At 60.9% G+C, this 17,377-nt stretch carries 15 protein-coding genes; 11 read left to right on the top strand and 4 right to left on the bottom strand.

Going from position 1 to position 17,377, the window contains the following annotated elements; all coding sequences use genetic code 11:
• Positions 1-6: 6 nt before the first annotated feature.
• A complete protein-coding gene (locus D8V06_RS26810; RefSeq protein WP_130905058.1) occupies positions 7-1,170 on the top strand; it encodes an acyl-CoA dehydrogenase family protein in 1,164 nt (387 codons plus the stop codon).
• A 110-nt stretch (positions 1,171-1,280) separates the two neighbouring features.
• On the top strand, positions 1,281-2,537 hold the full coding sequence (locus tag D8V06_RS26805) for an MFS transporter (protein ID WP_130905131.1): 1,257 nt from the start codon (positions 1,281-1,283) through the stop codon (positions 2,535-2,537).
• A 36-nt stretch (positions 2,538-2,573) separates the two neighbouring features.
• Here the strand turns inward: D8V06_RS26805 and D8V06_RS26800 are convergent, their stop codons facing one another.
• On the bottom strand, positions 2,574-3,527 hold the full coding sequence (locus D8V06_RS26800) for a LysR family transcriptional regulator (RefSeq protein ID WP_130905057.1): 954 nt from the start codon (positions 3,525-3,527) through the stop codon (positions 2,574-2,576).
• Positions 3,528-3,783: 256 nt separating this feature from the next.
• On the opposite strand from D8V06_RS26800, the gene D8V06_RS26795 reads away from it, so the two are divergent.
• Genes D8V06_RS26795 through D8V06_RS26785 form a run of 3 tightly spaced genes read left to right on the top strand, consistent with a single transcriptional unit; the run spans position 3,784 to position 5,784 of the window.
• Positions 3,784-5,112, top strand: a complete 1,329-nt coding sequence (locus D8V06_RS26795; protein ID WP_130932161.1) for a DUF1329 domain-containing protein — start codon at positions 3,784-3,786, stop codon at positions 5,110-5,112.
• On the top strand, positions 5,112-5,498 hold the full coding sequence (locus D8V06_RS26790) for a DUF202 domain-containing protein (RefSeq protein ID WP_130932143.1): 387 nt from the start codon (positions 5,112-5,114) through the stop codon (positions 5,496-5,498). The genes D8V06_RS26795 and D8V06_RS26790 overlap by 1 nt, the downstream gene beginning before the upstream one ends.
• Positions 5,491-5,784 carry a DUF202 domain-containing protein gene (locus D8V06_RS26785; RefSeq protein WP_130906465.1) on the top strand — a complete coding sequence of 98 codons (294 nt, stop codon included), beginning with the start codon at positions 5,491-5,493 and terminating at the stop codon, positions 5,782-5,784. Before D8V06_RS26790 ends, D8V06_RS26785 begins: the two co-directional genes overlap by 8 nt.
• A 14-nt stretch (positions 5,785-5,798) precedes the next feature.
• Here D8V06_RS26785 and D8V06_RS26780 read toward each other — a convergent pair whose 3' ends face one another.
• Complete coding sequence (locus D8V06_RS26780; RefSeq protein WP_130906464.1) at positions 5,799-7,760, bottom strand: alkyl sulfatase dimerization domain-containing protein; 1,962 nt, start codon at positions 7,758-7,760, stop codon at positions 5,799-5,801.
• Positions 7,761-7,860: 100 nt separating this feature from the next.
• Positions 7,861-8,778 carry a LysR family transcriptional regulator gene (locus tag D8V06_RS26775; RefSeq protein WP_130906463.1) on the bottom strand — a complete coding sequence of 306 codons (918 nt, stop codon included), beginning with the start codon at positions 8,776-8,778 and terminating at the stop codon, positions 7,861-7,863.
• An 80-nt stretch (positions 8,779-8,858) separates the two neighbouring features.
• Between D8V06_RS26775 and D8V06_RS26770 the strand changes: the two genes are divergently transcribed.
• The 5 genes from D8V06_RS26770 to D8V06_RS26750 are packed head-to-tail and all read left to right on the top strand — an operon-like array spanning position 8,859 to position 14,709.
• Positions 8,859-10,097, top strand: coding sequence for a 3-hydroxyacyl-CoA dehydrogenase (locus D8V06_RS26770; RefSeq protein WP_130932142.1), 1,239 nt, complete (start codon positions 8,859-8,861; stop codon positions 10,095-10,097).
• Positions 10,094-11,869 (top strand): acyl-CoA dehydrogenase C-terminal domain-containing protein, encoded by a 1,776-nt coding sequence (locus tag D8V06_RS26765; RefSeq protein ID WP_130932141.1) that lies wholly within the window; start codon positions 10,094-10,096, stop codon positions 11,867-11,869. Before D8V06_RS26770 ends, D8V06_RS26765 begins: the two co-directional genes overlap by 4 nt.
• A gap of 31 nt (positions 11,870-11,900) precedes the next feature.
• Positions 11,901-13,064, top strand: a complete 1,164-nt coding sequence (locus D8V06_RS26760) for an iron-containing alcohol dehydrogenase (protein ID WP_130932140.1) — start codon at positions 11,901-11,903, stop codon at positions 13,062-13,064.
• A complete protein-coding gene (locus tag D8V06_RS26755; protein WP_130932139.1) occupies positions 13,064-13,528 on the top strand; it encodes a thioesterase family protein in 465 nt (154 codons plus the stop codon). Before D8V06_RS26760 ends, D8V06_RS26755 begins: the two co-directional genes overlap by 1 nt.
• Positions 13,525-14,709, top strand: coding sequence for an acetyl-CoA C-acyltransferase (locus D8V06_RS26750; RefSeq protein WP_130906458.1), 1,185 nt, complete (start codon positions 13,525-13,527; stop codon positions 14,707-14,709). Before D8V06_RS26755 ends, D8V06_RS26750 begins: the two co-directional genes overlap by 4 nt.
• 109 nt (positions 14,710-14,818) lie before the next feature.
• Here D8V06_RS26750 and D8V06_RS26745 read toward each other — a convergent pair whose 3' ends face one another.
• Positions 14,819-15,733 (bottom strand): LysR family transcriptional regulator, encoded by a 915-nt coding sequence (locus D8V06_RS26745; RefSeq protein WP_130932138.1) that lies wholly within the window; start codon positions 15,731-15,733, stop codon positions 14,819-14,821.
• 224 nt (positions 15,734-15,957) lie between these two features.
• On the opposite strand from D8V06_RS26745, the gene D8V06_RS26740 reads away from it, so the two are divergent.
• Entirely contained in the window at positions 15,958-17,298 is a 1,341-nt protein-coding gene (locus D8V06_RS26740) for a nucleobase:cation symporter-2 family protein (RefSeq protein ID WP_130932137.1), read from the top strand.
• Positions 17,299-17,377 lie beyond the last annotated feature (79 nt).

Genomic DNA, 17,377 nt, shown 5'->3' with positions numbered 1-17,377 from the left:
ATCACCATGTATCAGCCAAGTGAAAAAGCCAGCCAAATCATCGAGGCCATCGGTGGCTTCATTCGCGACGAAGTTCTGCCCCTTGAACAGCGCGCAGGCCTGAGTTGGGCCAAGCCCCATCCTCGCGATGTGCTGCAAGAGGTCTGGCAGCGCTCCTGCGACCAGGGTTTTTACAACATCATGCTGCCCGAGGCCATCGGCGGCGCCGGGCTGAACGTTTCAGACCTGTGTGCAGTGAAGGAGGCCACGGTACTGAGCGGTTCCATGCTGGCTCCGCACATCCTTGGCGAACTGTCCGGTCCGCCGCGCATTGGGCATCTGTTCAAGGTCGCCAGCCCCTGGCAAATCGAGTCTTTCCTGCAGCCGGTGTGCCGTGCCGAGAAGGCCGTGTGCTTCGCGCTGACCGAGAGTGAAGCCGGCTCCGATGCAACGGCGATCAAGACGATTGCACGCCGTGACGGTGAAGAATATGTGCTCAACGGTAGCAAGCGTTTCATCTCGGGTGCGCCCTATGCCGATATCGCGGTGCTGCTCGCCGTTACCGGACCAGGCGGTGGCGCCCAGGGGATTTCGGCGTTCTTCATCGATCTGAAGGCGCCAGGCGTGCGCATAGAGAGCGACTATGCGGTGATGTCCGGCGGTGGCGCCCATGGCGATATCTTCCTGGACGAAGTACGGGTGCCCGTGGCCAACCGCATTGGCGAGGAGGGGCAGGGATTCAAGCTGGCGATGGGGCGGATCACCCTTAATCGCTTGCTGCATTGCCCGACTTTGCTGGGCCTGGCAGGCTTGGCGCTGAACCTGTCGATCGACTACGCCCGAACGCGCAAGCAGTTCGGCCAGCCGATCGCAATGTTCCAGTCGATCAACCACATGATTGCCGACATGGCGACCGAGTTGCATGCTGCGCGCAGCATGGTCTATGCGACAGCCGCGGTGAATGATGCCGGTGGGGATATCCGTACTCAGGCACCCATGTGCAAGCTATTCGTGTCCGAGACGGCTTTCCGTATCGCCGACCGCGCGGTGCAGATTCACGGCGGAGCGGGGCTGCTGCGCGGCAATCCGGTTGAGTGGATTTTCCGCGCGACCCGTATGATGCGCATCCTCACCGGCACCAGTGAAATTCAGCGTAACACCATTGCCAAGGGCGTTCTGATGCCTGGCTAGCAGTGCCCGCCGCACGTCCGGCCGCACCTGGCCGGACGCTCTGACAAGAACAATAACGAGAGACAATCATGACCCACACTCAAACCCCCGCACGTCTGGGCACGGCCTGGATGGTTGCGGTACTGCTGGCACTGCTGATGCTGGTCAACTTCCTCGACAAGGTCGTCATTGGCCTGGTTGCAGTGCCGATGTCCAAGGAGCTTGGCCTGTCACCGACCGAGTTCGGTCTGGTAGGTGGCGCACTGCACTGGTTTTTCGCGATTTCCGCAGTGATCGGCGGCTTCGTCGCCAATCGCCGCCCCACGCGTACCCTGCTGTTGGGCATGGGCGCGTTCTGGGCGCTCATTCAACTGCCGATGCTGTTTGTCACCTCCTTGTGGGCAATCGTCGCCTGTCGTGTGCTGCTGGGCATCGGCGAAGGGCCGGCGTCGCCGGTAGCCACCCACGCCTTGTACAAATGGTTTCCCAACGACCGTCGCAACCTGCCGGTCGCACTGCTGCATACCGGCAGTGCCTTTGGTTTGCTGGTCGCCGGTGCGATGATCCCGTGGATCAGCGTGCATTACGGATGGCGCATGAACTTCATCGTCCTCGCTGCAATCGGCGCAGTCTGGTGCGTGTTGTGGTGGCTGCTGGGACGTGAAGGCACGCTGGATCGCATTCGCCCCGGCCAGCTTGCGCAGGACGAGGAGCGCGTACCTTATAAAAGATTGCTCACGGACAGCACGGTACTGAGCAATTACCTCTGTCATTTTGCTGCCAATTGGTCGTTGGCGCTGACGCTGACCTGGGTGCCGAGCTATCTGGAGAATGGCCTGGGTATCGATCCGATCATGACCGGCCGGGTGTTTGTGCTGTTCGTAGTTGTCACCACGCCGCTGAGCCTGTTCATGGCCTGGTTATCGCAGCGCATGATGCGCGGCGGCATGGCGACGCGCTGGTCACGAGGTGCGTTCGTTTCGATCTGTCTGATTGCCAGTGGTCTTCTGAGCGCCGCGCTTTTCCTGCCGGGGCTGTCGAGCATCGAGCGGATCGTCTGCCTGACATTCAGCGGCGGCCTGGCACTGGTGATGTATTCGGTGGGGCCGGCCATGCTCGCCGAGTTCACGCCCGGCAGCCAACGCGCAGGCATTCTGGCGATTGGCAACGGCATCGCTTCGCTGGCCGGTTTGTCGGCGCCTGTGGTCACCGGGATTTTGGTGCAGGGCGCGGGCGCCGAGCACCCGGCCGGCTACGGGGAGGGGTTCCTGGTCTGCGGCGCGGTGTTGGTGGTCGCGGGGCTGATCGGGTTGTTCCGGATGGATCCTCAGAAAACCCGGGAGCGGCTGCATCAGGTTGTCGGTGTCGCAGCGCCGCGGGTCAGTTGACACCGCCGGGCGCTGCGCCATTGAGGCGCAGCGCCCTCAGCGATGGACCTGGCTCAAGTCTTCCTCGGGCGTGCGCTCGATCAAGCTGCCTTTCCAGCGGGCGTCGACCACAGCCTCGATGAGTAGACCGCGCACCAGATCACGCATGCACGTTGCCGCAAACGACAGCGGCTTATGCTGCGAATAGGCCAGGGAAATGGTTCGGGTAATCCGTGGTTCCACGATCAGCCGGGCCGATATCGGTTCCAGCAGTTCCGTCAGCGGCGGCCAATTGCTGATGGTCGCCGCCAACCCGGCGCGCACCAGGCTGCTGATGCCGGGCGCTGACTGCTGTTCATAGCTTGAATCGAGCGTCACCCCGGTTTCCATCGCCGCTTGCTCGATACGCCGGCGCAGGTGCAGGGCGCGCGGCGGCATTACCAGTCGGGTCGCCGCGGCTTCAGCCAGAGTAATGGGCGAGTTGTCAGCCTCTTGCGCAGGTGTGCCTACCCAATACAGGTCTTCGGTGAACACCGGTTCGGCAATGACATGTTCCAGCTCTTCAGCGTTTGGCACGACCCCGAAATCCACTTTGCCCAGTTCGATCGCCTGGCCGCCTTCGCGACTCAGGCCATCCCAAATCGTTAGCTTGATCCCCGGAAACTTGGCCTGTGCCTGCGTGATGATAGTGGGCAGCAGCAGAGCCGACGCTGTCGCGGGTATGGAAATAGACACATGACCCATCGGATTGCCCTGGCTCGATTTGAGTTCGTCCTTCACCGAGTCGAGCTTCTGAATCACCGATCGCGCCACTTCGTACAACTGTCGGCCGGCATCGGTCAATTCGATGCCGTCGTGCTGGCGGGCCAATAACTGCATGTCCAGTTCGCTTTCCAGTAAACCGATCTGGCGGCTCAGGGCAGGCTGGGCGATGAACGCCCGGCGTGCGGCATTGGAGAAGCTTCCCGCTTCTGCAATGGCGATCAAGTAACGCAGCTGTTTCAAGGTCATGGGCAAATCTCTGGCTATGCCGAACTGATATGACAACTATCTGAAGACGCTATTTGTCGGGGCCAAAGGCCCTACTTAGTATCCATTGATACTCAACAAGAGGCTATCGGAACACCCATAAAGATTGACCCTTCCACCTGCCCCGTCATGCGTTTGAAGCTTCATCGGTGGGGCATGCATTTGTTCACTCTCTGATAAACACAATAAGAGGTTAAGAGTGATGACAACCCGTACCCGAGGTTTTTTCCGGTCGTCGATGGCCCCCGTTTCCTGCTGTCTGCTGCTGGGAATGTCATGGGCGACGACAGCGCTGGCCACAGGCGAGTTACCCCCTGACCTGACGCCCATCGGTGCCCAGCGAAGTGCTTCCCCTGACGGTCGAATCCCGGCCTGGCAGGGTGGTCTGACGGCAGCACAGCAACGCTTGGAAAGTAACGGCACGCCGATCGACCCCTTCGCCGACGAGCGACCTCTGTACGAAATCACTGCGCGCAATTACAAGCAGTATGAGGACCAACTGTCGGCCGGGCAGATCGCTTTGCTCAAGAAGTTTCCCGAGACGATGAAACTGCCGGTCTATCCCACCCATCGCAGTGTCGCCGTCCCTGCGCCGCTTGCCGCATCGGCCGCTCGCAATGCTGAGTTCGCGCAACTGGCGGATCAGGGCAATGGCCTGCACGGCTTTGCCGGGGCGATCGCTTTCCCTGTTCCGCGCAATGGCCTGGAGGTCATCTGGAATCATCTGACGCGCAACCGCAACGCCAGTTACAGCCTTGTCTCGGACAGCGTGACGCCGTTGGGCAACGGACGCTTCACCCTGATGAGCGCACGTCAGGAATTCGCCCGCCCGGACGGGCTGCCGGACGCAGGGGCCGACAATATCCTTTACTACTTCACTTACCGCATGACCGCGCCGTCGCGGCTTGCCGGAGATGCAATGGTGGTGCATGAAACGCTCGACCAGGTCGCCGAGCCGCGACTGTCCTGGGTCTACAGTTCCAGCCAGCGACGGGTCAGGCGTGCTCCGGGTATCGACTATGACACCACCGGACCCGGGACGGCGGGCCTGCGCACGGCCGACAGTCGTGACATGTTCAACGGTGCGCCGGATCGTTACGACTGGCATCTGGCAGGCAAGAAGTTGCTGCACGTTCCCTATAACAGCTATCGCCTGGCTTCACCCCACCTGCGCTACAGCGAGCTGATTCGCCCAGGGCATGTCGACCCCGTACCTACCCGCTACGAATTGCACCGGGTGTGGGAGGTCGTGGCGACCCTCAAACCCGGTGCCCAACACATCTACGCCAAACGTCATTACTACATCGACGAAGACACCTGGGCGATTCTCGAGGCTGACCTCTACGATCAACGGGGAACGTTGTGGCGCACGTCCGGGGCGCACAGTTTTTACCACCCCGGTGGTGAGGCTGCAGTCAATGCCATGGAGGTCACCTATGATTTGAAGAGCGGCCGTTATCACGTTTCGGGTTTGATCAATGAGCAGCGCAAACCTTATGTCTTCAATCTGCCGACCAGCCTTTCATACTTTTCACCGGGCGCATTGCGCAGCTTCGGTGTGCGCTGATGGGCATGCAGCAAAAGCGCCGTACCTTGACTGAAACCCTGTTGGGCGCAGGTGAGTCGCCTGATCCGCGATTCACGCTGGCCAATGAGCGCACCTTCCTCGCCTGGATTCGCACCTCACTGGCGCTGCTTGGGGGAGGGATCGCCGTCGAAGCACTCGCCGGGGAGGTCTTCGAACCTCGGCTACGCATGGTCACGGCGATCAGTTTGATGTTACTGAGTCAGTTGGTGAGCATCGGTGCATGCGTGCGCTGGCTGAAGGTGGAGCGAGCGCTGCGTCAGCGCCAGCCGCTGCCTCTGCCGGCGCTCGCACCACTGCTGGCATTGGGCTGTTTAACCGCGGTCGTGCTGATCGCCAGCGTGCTTTGGCCCCGTTGGCATGGGTGACCCGGGGCTGCAGGCGGAGCGCACCGAATTGGCATGGCGAAGGACGCTGTTGGCGTTGCTGGTGGTGCTGGTTCTGGCGGGGCGGGCCGGTGACCAGATGTCGGTGGGGATGGGCGGTGTCGTCGCGCTGACTTTGCTTGCAAGGCAAGGCCGCCGTTATCGTCAGGGATTGGCGATGCTCCAGTCGGAGCGAGCAGCGCCAGCCTCGCGGGCGATCCTGGCATTAGGCATGTCGGTGTGTTTGCTCGCGCTTATCGGCATCATCGGGTTGCTGAGCGGCGCCTGAGGCGCCGCCCACGCTCACGGTGTGACGATATTAAAACGTGCGTCCGCTTCCTCCAGTCCACCCATGAAGCGCAGGAACTTAACCCGATCACCCTCAATCGTGATATCGCCCAGCGTTGCTTCCTTGATAAAACCCGTCTGCTTGAGTGCGATGCGATCCAGCGTCGATTTTTTCATGCTGATTTGCACGTCGGCCTGGTCATGCCGTGCAAGGTCGCGGTGGGTGAGTACACCATTGCGCAGGGTCAAGGCGTAATCCTCGTTCAGATCGGTGAAACGCCAGTTGATGGTCAGGTCGTTGTCGGCCGCTTTCAGTGCATCGACTCGAACGCCGAGGTAATCGAAAAACATCGTCGGTGTCAGCGCCCGCACCATGTCGTCGGTATTACCGCCGCTGCCGGTGGCGGCTGCTACGCCATCGCGCAGTTCCTGAGCGCCGCTCAAGTAGGCATTGCGCCAGGTGGCGTTCTCGCTCTGATAGCCCAGTTGCTCCAGTGCATCGGCCTGCAATTGGCGCGCAGCGGCGTTGTCGGGCTCGGCGAATACCAAATGGTTGGTCAGTTGCGCTACCCAGCGATAGTCCCCTTCGTCAAAGGCTTTACGCGCGTGGCTCAGGACCTGGTCGGCACCGCCCATGGCAGCGACGTATCGCTTGCCAGCCGCTTGGGGTGGCAGCGGATTGAGGTTCGCCGGGTTGCCGTCATAGAAACCCATGTAACGCTGGTACACGGCGCGCACGTTGTGGCTCAACGAGCCGTAGTAATCGCGGCTGTACCACTTGCTGGCCAGGCGTGGCGGCAACGAGCTCAGGGTCTCGGCGATTTCCATTGGCGTCTGGCCCTGATTGATCAGGCGCAGGCTCTGGCTATCGATGAATGCATACATGTCGCGCTGGTCAGCCAGATAATCGCGTATCTGCGCGCTACCCCAAGTGGGCCAGTGATGCTGGGCAAAAACCACCTCGGCCTGATTGCCGTAACGCACCAGGGACTCGTCAAGGTAATGCGCCCAGATCTTCGGGTCGCGAACCAGTGCACCGCGCAAGGTCAGCACGTTGTGTTGGACGTGAGTTGCGTTTTCGGCCATGCACAGCGCCTTGAACCGTGGGAAATAGATGTTCATCTCGGCCGGCGCCTCGGTGCCAGGCGTGAGCTGGAACTCGACCTCAATGCCCTCCAGGGTCAGGCGTTCCAGCGGCTTGCTGATTTCCCGGGTGGGGGCGATCAGGCTGACCGTCGCGTTCGCCGGCACGCCCTTGCCCAGCCCGGCGTCGACCTGGCCCCGCTCACCGCGCGGCAGCCCTGCGCCGTACATGTATTGGGCACGACGTTTCATCGCCGGTCCGGCCAGCACGTTCTCGCCGATGGCGTGCTCAAAAAAACCGTGGGGTGCGATGACCTGAACCTTGCCGGCCTTCACGTCCGCTTCGTCGATCACCCCACGCACCCCGCCGAAATGGTCGACGTGCGGGTGGGTATAAATCACCGTAGTCACTGGTTTGCGCGGACGATGCTTGAAGTACAGTTCCAGGCCGGCTCTGGCGGTTTCCACCGCCAGCAGCGGGTCGAGCACGATGAGCCCGTTATCGCCCTCGACGATGGTCATGTTCGCCAGGTCTATGCCACGAATCTGATAGATACCCTCGGTGACCTTGAACAGACCGGCAAGCGTATTGAGCTGCGCGATGCGCCACAGACTCGGGTTGACGGTCGCAGGCGCGTCTGTGCGGTTCAGAAACGCGTATTGCTTCAAATCCCAGACTGTTTTGCCCCCCGCATTACTGACGACATCCTCATACCGCTCGATCAGCCCCCGCTCAGCGGCCTCGAAATCTCCACGATCGGCGAAAGGCAGTCGCTGCAGCCATTGCTGGTTGTTTTGCAGGGTAATGGTTGTCGCATCCTTGGCAGGCGCGGCGGCGAGACTCGTCAGCGGTACCAGCAGGGCGAGGGTGAGCAAAGGCTGTGAAAAACGCATGGAGCAGTCCTTGTTATTGTTCGGGCGATCCACTCTAAGGAGCGGTTCGAGTCGCAGCCAATATCAGAGCGGCATGCCAGCCATCGCATTGGGTAATGGCTCAGCCCGGTTGAATGGCCAGGATCTGCGCCTCGAGCCAGGTCAGCGCCGGGTCGTGCTGGCGATGGGTCAGGCGTACCAGCTCTAGATCGAAGGGCGGTAGCGCGAACGGCAGTTCATACAGCTTCAGCGGCAGCAGCCGGGCGAACTGCTGCGCCAGCAGCGTCGGCAACACGACACAGAGTTCGGTCGCGGCCACCAAGTGCGCGGCTTGCAGGTAATTAGGCGTGGTGTAGACGATCTGTCGCACGAGGTTCTGCTCGGCCAGCCATTGGTCCACCATGCCTCGGGTCTGGCCACCATGAACCCAGACGTGGCGCAATTGCAGGAAACGCTGCAGATCCAGGCCGTCACTCAGTCGCGGATGGTCCTGACACACCGCGACTCGCAGGGTTTCGCTGCGCCAGAGCTGGCGAGTGAAACGTGCCGGTACGTGATCGAAACGACCCAGCACCATGTCCAGTTCGCCTCTGTCCAGCGCCTCGGCGGGCAGGCTGGGACTTAGGTGGGCGACATCGATGCGCAGGTGCGGCGCCTGCGTCTGCAGGCTTGCCAGCAAGGACGGCATGCACAGTTGTTCGACGAAGTCGGTCAGGGCAATTCTCAATTGACGATGGCTGCGCAGTGGGTCGAACGCGTCACTGGTGGACAGCGTTTGCTCGATTTGTTGCAACGCGGCGCGAATAGGCCCTTCCAGCGCGAGCGCTCGAGGGGTCGGGCACATGCGCCGACCGACGCGCACCAGCAGGGGGTCGCCCAGCATATCGCGCAAGCGCGCCAGGGCGTTGCTCACCGTGGGTTGGGTCAACGCCAGGCGTTGTGCTGCGCGCGAGACATTCTGCTCACGCAGCAACATGTCGAACACGCGCAGCAGGTTCAGATCAAAGTTTGAAGTATTCATACGCAGAATATATGGCATATGAAAATGAAATTTCAAAAATACTTGAAGCCTGCTTAGGGTGTCGGCTGTTCATTTTTCCCAATGCAGGAGCACCGCGTGTGAGCACCCCTTTCGATATCCAGCAGGTCGCCGTGATCGGCGCCGGCACCATGGGCCGGGGCATCGTCATCAGTCTGGCCAGCGCCGGGTTTCCGGTGCTGTGGCTGGAGAGCAATACCCAGACACTCGACGCGGGCCTGTCGATGATTGAGCAAACCTGGTCGCAGCAGGTGGGTAAACAACGCATCACGCAGGTCGAGGCGCACGCCAATCTCGAGCGAGTACGCCCGGTACAAAGTTACGCGGCGCTGGCAGAAGCGGACCTGGTGATCGAAGCGGTGTACGAAAGCCTGGAGCTCAAACAGGAAATCTTTCGCGCGCTGGACGCGCACCTCAAGCCCACGGCGATCCTGGCCAGCAACACCTCGGCGCTGGACATCGACGCGATTGCGGCGGTCACCGGGCGTTCACCGCAGGTGTTGGGTCTGCATTACTTCAGTCCTGCCCACATCATGAAACTGTTGGAGATCGTTCGTGGCAAGGACACCGACAGCCAAGTGCTCGAAGTGGCCCGCAGGCTCGCGCAGCGTACCGGCAAAGTAGCGGTGGTGGCGGGCAATTGCCCCGGTTTCATCGGCAACCGCATGCTGCGCAGCTATGTGGCCGAGGCACGAAAATTACTCCTGGAAGGCGCATTCCCTCAGCAGGTGGACGAGGTGCTGCAGCAATTTGGTTTCGCCATGGGCCCGTTCCGCATGTATGACGTGATCGGCATCGATCTGGAGTGGCGCGCGCGTCAACTGGCCGGGCAGGGCATGGACGCCCCCTTGGTGCAAGTCGATAACGCCTTGTGCGAACTCGGGCGCCTGGGTCAGAAAACCGGCGCGGGGTACTACCGCTATGCGCCAGGCAGTCGCCAGGCCGAGCATGACCCACTGGTGGACGAATGGGTGCTCAAGGTATCTCAGGGGCTGGGCTACCGCCGCCGCGAGATCGATTCCCGGGAAATCCTCGATCGCTGCCTTTTGGCACTGGTCAATGAAGGCGCGAAGATCCTCGAAGAAGGCATTGCGGCCAGCAGCCATGACATCGATCAGGTATGGCTCAACGGTTATGGCTTTCCGATTGAAACCGGCGGACCGATGCGCTGGGCGGATGGGCAGGGCATGAATTCCCTGCTGGCTCGACTGGAACGTCTGCAAGGTCTTTTCGGCGAGCATTGGCATCCCGCCGGACTGATCTCCCGATTGATGGCCAGCGGCAAACACTTTGCCGATGTCGGGGAGGGCCGCGTATGAACTACCAGGCACCGCTGCGCGATATGCGCTTCGTATTGCATGAAATGTTCGATGTCACTGGGCACTGCCAACACCTGGGTCTGGACCTGGACCGCGACACCCTTGACGGCATTCTGGAAGAGGCGGGGCGCTTCACCGCAGAGGTGATAGCCCCGCTCAACCGCAACAGCGACGAGCAAGGCTGCCAGTTGCTCGGTACTGAAGTCCGCACGCCAGATGGCTTTCGCGAAGCCTATCGTCAATACGTCGACAACGGTTGGGCGAGCATGACCGGACCGATGGCCTACGGGGGACAAGGCTTGCCGCAAATGGCGTCGGCCTGTTTCCACGAGATGTTAATGGCGGCGTCGTTGTCGTTTCGGATCTATTCCGGGTTGACCGAAGGCGCGGTCCTGGCTGTGCACCGCCATGGCAGCGAAGCGCTCAGGCAAACCTGGCTGGGCAAGATGGTCAGTGGCGAATGGACCGGCACCATGTGCCTTACCGAGCCTCAGGCCGGCACGGACCTGGCGTTGTTGCGCACCCGCGCGCAGCCTCACGCCGACGGCAGCTATCTGATCACCGGCAGCAAGATTTTCATCAGCGGCGGTGAGCAGGACCTGACTGACAACATCATTCATCTGGTGCTGGCACGCTTGCCCGATGCCCCGGCGGGTGTGAAAGGCATCAGTCTGTTTCTGGTACCCAAAATCCTTGCCGATGGCCGGCGCAATGCGCTGAGCTGTGGCGCGCTGGAACACAAGATGGGCATCAAGGGCGCTTCGACTTGCGTCATGAATTTCGACGGTGCCCAGGGCTGGCTGGTCGGCGAGCCGAATCAAGGCCTGTCCTGCATGTTCACCATGATGAACGACGCACGATTCCAGGTCGGGTTGCAGGGACTGGGGATCGCTGAAGCCGCTTTCCAGGGCGGCCTGGCCTACGCCCGTGAACGTCTGCAGTCGCGCTCGCTGACCGGTGCAGTGGCGCCAGACAAGGCTGCCGACCCAATCATTGTTCATCCGGATGTGCGTCGCATGTTGCTGACGCAGAAGTCCCTCACCGAGGGATGCCGGATGCTGGGCGCCTACACCGCACGGCAACTCGATCTCGAGCACGGTGCGCCAGAACCCGATGATCGTCGCGCAGCCATGCGCCGCGCTGCGTTTCTGATTCCGATCGTCAAAGGGTTCTTCACCGATGTCGGCCAGGAGGTCGCCAGCCTGGGCGTGCAACTGTATGGCGGGCATGGCTACATCCGCGAATGGGGCATGGAACAGTTGATGCGCGACAGTCGCATCACCCAGCTCTATGAAGGCACCAATGGCATCCAGGCGCTGGACTTGGTCCGGCGCAAGCTGATGGGCGATGGCGGTGCCGAATTGCACGCGCTGATCGATGAGCTCGCTCAGCACGTCGAGGCTGCGGGCTATCTACCCCAGCTGCAGGACATGGCGGGTGCAGTCAGTCAGCGTCTTGAGCAATGGCGAGAGTTGGGCAAGACCATCATCGACGCCTGCCAGCGGGATCCGCAGGAAATCGGCGCGGTCTCTGTGGACTTCCTCGCCTATTCGGCTTACGTCCTGCTGGCCGGGCTATGGCTGCAGGCCGCGGTTCGAGCGGGTGAAACCCTGGCTAACGGGACGGGTGAAAACGCCTTTTATCAAGCCAAGCTACAGACTGCCGAATTCTACTGGCGGCGCGTATTACCCCGTGCAAGCGCACACCGGGAAGCCTTGTTGGGTGGCGCGAACTGCTTGATGGCGATGCCAGCGAGCGACTTCAGTTGCTGAAAACCTATAACAACAATCAGGAGTCGCGGACATGCAGCCTTTCAGCTTTGCCACTACGGCGCAGATTCTATGCGAAACCGGCGCCGTGCAGCGTCTTGCCAATCTGTGCAGGGAACGCGGCGCGCGCCGTGTCTTGATAGTCACCGACCCGGGTATTGCTCGCCTGGGCATGCTCGATGATGTGTTGCCCGGTTTCACCCTCGCAAAAGTTGCCGTGGCGATCTTCAGTGACGTGTCGGCGGATCCGAGTCAGGCCTGCGTGCTCGCCGCCGTTGAACGGGCCCGGCATGTCGGTGCCGACCTGATCGTCGGCTTTGGCGGCGGCAGTTCGATGGACGTGGCCAAACTGGTCGCGCTGCTGGCGCATCCGCAGTGCACTCAACCGATCACCGAGCTGTATGGCGTCGACCAAGCCAAGGGCCAGCGCTTGCCGCTGATTCAGGTGCCGACGACTGCCGGGACCGGCTCGGAGGTGACCCCCATCGCGATCGTCACCACCGGTGAAACCACCAAGATGGGCGTCGTCTCGCCGTTACTGTTGCCGGATCTCGCCGTACTCGACGCCGTCTGTACGTTAGGTTTGCCGCCTGCCGTGACGGCGGCCACGGGCATCGATGCCATGGTGCATGCGATCGAGGCCTACACCAGCAAGCTCAAGCGCAATCCGCTGTCCAGCCTCTTGGCGCGAGAGGCGCTACGGCTTTTGGCCTGCAACCTCGACCAGGCCGTGTACAACGGCGGCAACCTGGGCGCGCGCCAGGCGATGTTGCTGGGTGCCTGCCTGGCCGGCCAGGCATTCGCCAACGCGCCGGTGGCGGCGGTGCATGCGCTGGCGTACCCGCTGGGCGGGCACTTTCACATTCCTCATGGGCTGGCGAATTCGCTGGTGCTGCCTCATGTGCTGCGCTTCAACCTGCCGGTAGCGATGGCGGACTACGCCGAACTCGCTCTGCCTTTGCTGGGAGAAAGGTTGCAGGCAGGTGATCACCATTCTCGCGCCGATCAATTTGTCTCTGAGTTGGCGCAATTGGGATCTCGTTGCGAATTACCGACCACGCTGCGTGCGGTTGGTGTTCCCAGAGAAAGTCTGGCCCAACTGGCCAGTGACGCGATGCAACAGCAGCGTCTGCTCGTGAACAACCCGCGCACACTCACCGAAGCCGACGCGTTGGCCATTTATGAAGCGGCATATTGATGACCGACCTCAGGCAGCGTGCCGGCTATCGGCACTTCACAACGATCAACACCCGTTGGCACGACAACGACGTGTATGGGCACGTCAACAATGTCGTCTTTTACGGTTTCTTCGACACTGCCGTGAACAGCGTCCTGATCCAGCAGGGAGGGCTGGATATCCACGCAGGTCCGGTGATCGGCCTGGTGGTGAGCTCCGGCTGCGATTACCACGCGCCGGTTGCGTTCCCCGAGCCCATCGAAGTGGCACTGGCGGTCAGCAGACTGGGTAACAGCTCAGTGCATTATCAACTTGCGGTGTTCCGTGAAGGCCAGGCACTGGCCTGTGCGACCGGGCGTTTCGTGCATGTGTTTGTTGACCGTCAGCAAAGGCGCCCGGCGCCGATTCCCGAACGGCTGCGCCTGGCACTGACTGAGCTGGTCAGCGACTGCCAGCCCTCATCGAACAAGGAACTTGAACCATGAAAGACGCCGTGATTGTTTCCACCGCTCGCACACCGATCGCCAAGGCGATGCGTGGCGCATTCAATGACCTCAAGACGCCCAGTATGACGGCCGTTGCCATTCGCGCAGCAGTCGAGCGTGCTGGCATCGAGCCGGGTCAGATCGAAGACCTGGTGCTGGGTACGGCCATGCAGAGCGGCACTGCGGCCATCAACCCGGCGCGTTTGTCGGCCCTGGCCGCAGGCTTGCCCATTTCGGTCAGTGGGCAGACGATTGACCGCCAGTGCGCATCGGGCCTGATGGCCATTGCCATCGCCGCCAAGCAGATCATCGTCGACGGCATGCAGGTGACCGTTGGTGCCGGGCAAGAGCAGATCAGCCTGGTGCAGAATGCTCACAATCAAATGGCGAGCGAGGCGTTCGATGCCAACGTGCTGCGCATGAGCGAGCATGCGTACATGCCAATGCTACAAACGGCCGAACTCGTTGCGCGCCGGTATGGCATCAGTCGGCAAGCGCAGGACGCCTATGCGCTTGAGTCTCAGCAACGCACCGCGGCGGCGCAGGAAGCTGGTGTTTTCGCCGACGAAATTGTTCCGGTCAAGGCACGCAAGCGAGTCGTTGACAAGGAGAGCGGGGCGGTGAGCTATCAGGATGTCACGCTTGTCCAGGATGAAGGCAACAGGCCGACAACCCAACTCAGCGATCTGCAAGGACTCAAGCCGATAGTGGAGGGCGGTAGTGTCACGGCCGGCAATGCCAGTCAGTTGTCCGACGGCGCCAGCGCCTGCGTTTTACTTGAGGGGGCAGTGGCTGCGCGATCAGGCATTGCACCCTTGGGCCTGTATCGAGGGATCGCAGTCGCCGGACTGGCGCCAGAAGAGATGGGTATCGGCCCCGTACTGGCAGTGCCCAAGCTGCTCCGTCAGCACGGGTTGAAGGTGGACGATATCGGCTTGTGGGAATTGAACGAGGCGTTTGCCTGCCAAGTGTTGTATTGCGCACAACAGTTGGGGATCGATCCGGCGAAACTGAACGTCAATGGCGGCGCAATTTCCATTGGGCATCCCTACGGCATGAGCGGCGCGCGAATGGTTGGGCACGCGTTGCTGGAAGGAAAGCGGCGGGGGGTGAAGTTCGTGGTGATAACGATGTGCGTGGGTGGTGGCATGGGAGCAGCGGGATTGTTCGAGGTTTTGTAACCCGAACCCGAACATGGGCTGCCAGCATCAGCAACCAAGCCGATCAGTTGGATCGGCTTTTTTGTGTGCTTTAGTAAAACTGTTCAAGTCAGCGGCCGTTTCAGATTGGTCACAGCGTGGTGGTCTGTCCATTGCGATCCAGTTCATACACTTTATTGCCCTGCAGTTTCTCTCTCAGCCAGCGTCCAGCCTTGCCCAATGGCCGTTGGCGCGCCCATAAAAGGTCGACGCCAATTTGCCAGTCGGTGTGCGGGTAGGCCGAGAGGGGTAGTTCTACCAGTTCGCCCCTGGCCAGTTCGCGCTGGATGAGTTGACGGGGCAGGGTGGCCCAACCGAGCGCGGCGCGGACCATTTCGAGCAACGCGAGGTAGTTCTCCGCTTGCCACAATTGCGTCGAGCGCAGGTATTCGCTGCTGGGCAGTTTGTTCGCGTGCGCGCTGAATGCCAGGCGTCGATGCACGTGCAGGTCATCGAACGTAACGGTGTCGAGCTGTGCCAGCGGATGATCGGGATGGCAGACGTGCAGCATGATCAATTTTCCCAATTGCTGGAACGCCAGTTCCTTCGGGTAGCCCGGTTGAGAAAACGCCACGCCAAGCTCCGCCTCTCCACTGCTCACCAGTTCACTGACGTCACCGTGCACCGGGTGGCGGATGATCAGGTCGACGAAGGGAAACGCCTGCTCGAAGGCCTTGAGCACCGGCATGATCGGCCCGTAGGGCGTTTCGATAGCCAGGGTCAGGCTGGGTTCGACGTTATCCGACAGGCATTCGGCGTGCGCCTCGAAGGTCATGCAGCGCGCGAGCACGGCTTCGGCCTGGATCAACAGTTTTTGGCCGCTGGCGGTGAGGGCAGGGCTGCGGTTGGTGCGGTCGAACAAATCGACGCCCAGATCGGTTTCAAGATTGGCAATCGCTGCGCTGATGGTCGATTGCGTCTTGCCCAACTTACGTCCAGCGGCGGAGAACGAACCGCTTTTGACCACTTGGGAAAACATCTGCAGTTGATCGAGTGAGAAGCGCAATCGGTTTACTCCTGGTCGAACGTGGGGGTTTAAACATCAACAAGAGTGCTTGAGTGTGCCGCTTGTACGCCATCGAAAAAAGCGATGGTTGCTAATTTGTTTCATCGTTAAAAACGCTCGAGTATGGCCTTGCGTCAATCGATCACCGGGGTTGGAGCATGCTTGCGACCGCCCCTGAGAATGCCGCGATCACACCATACGCCGTACCTTCAGGAGCCTGTGACATGAATACACAACGCATTCATCCGGTGGACGAGGTTTTGCCCTTGCGGCAGCTGGTCACCTTTGGCTTGCAGCATGTGCTGGTGATGTACGCAGGGGCGGTGGCGGTTCCACTGATTCTGGGCAGCGCGATGGGGTTGTCCTCGGCGCAGATCATCTTGCTGATCAACGCCAACCTGCTGACATCCGGCGTGGCGACGCTGATTCAGACCATCGGGTTCTGGAAATTTGGTGCGCGCTTGCCACTGATTCAAGGCTGCTCGTTCATCGCCCTTGCGCCGATGATCATGATTGGCAAGGAGTTCGGGCTCAGTCAGATATTCGGGGCGGTGATTGCCGCAGGCTTCATAACCATTGCGCTGGCACCGGTATTCAGCCGTCTGTTGCGATTCTTTCCGCCAGTGGTGATCGGCAGTCTGATCACCATCATCGGTATCTCGCTGATGCCGGCTGCCGCGATCTGGCTGGGCGGCGGCAACCCTGAGGCGGCAGATTTCGGCAGCCCCGCCAATTTGCTGCTGGGCCTGGCCACGGTCAGTGTCACGCTGGTGATCTACGCCAAATTCAAAGGCTTCATCGGCAACCTCAGCGTACTCATCGGTTTGTTCGTCGGTAGCTTGATTGCCGCAGCCTGCGGTATGACCCATTTCACCCGAGTGAGCGAAGCGGCGTGGTTTGAACTGAGTGCACCGATGGCATTCGGCGCGCCGGAATTTTCGCTCGTACCGATTTTGATCATGACCCTGGCGATGCTGGTGATCATGGCCGAAACCACTGGCAACTGCCTGGCCATCGGCAAATTGACCGGCAAGCCAACCACCCAACAAACCCTCGGCAATGCGTTCCGCGCTGATGGCCTGTCGACCATGCTCGGTGGCTTGTTCAACAGTTTCCCCTACAACGCCTTCACGCAGAACACCGGTTTGATTGCGCTCTCCAACATCAAGAGCCGCTTCGTCGTGGCCGCTGCCGGGGCAATCATGGTGCTGATGGGGTTGTTCCCCAAACTGGGTGCGTTGATCGCGGCGGTGCCGACTCCGGTGCTCGGTGGTTGCGCGATCGTGATGTTCGGCATGACCACGGTGGCAGGTATTCAGGAACTGTCACGCGTGCAGTTCGAAGGCACCCGCAACGGCATCATCGTCGCGGTGTCGGTCAGTGTCGGCGTGTTGCCGATGTCTTTTCCTGCATTGTTCGAGCACGTCGGCCCTACGCTGAAACTGGTGCTGGACAGCGGAATCTTTCTCGGTGCGATCGCCGCCATTGTGCTCAACGTGCTGCTCAACAATGAAAAAAAATCGACCGACAGCGTCGGCGTCTCAGCGGCTGAATGGGTCGACTGATCTTTTGTTTTTCCACTGCCCAGGAGTTACCCATGAATCAATTCACTCAGCTTGTTCCGGCCGGCGTCAGCGATCTGGA

Source organism: Pseudomonas sp. Sample_24, assembly GCF_004307605.1.
Classification (GTDB): Bacteria; Pseudomonadota; Gammaproteobacteria; order Pseudomonadales; family Pseudomonadaceae; genus Aquipseudomonas.
Note: the sequence above shows the minus strand (reverse complement) of the source record. Positions and strands in the feature narration are given on the sequence as shown.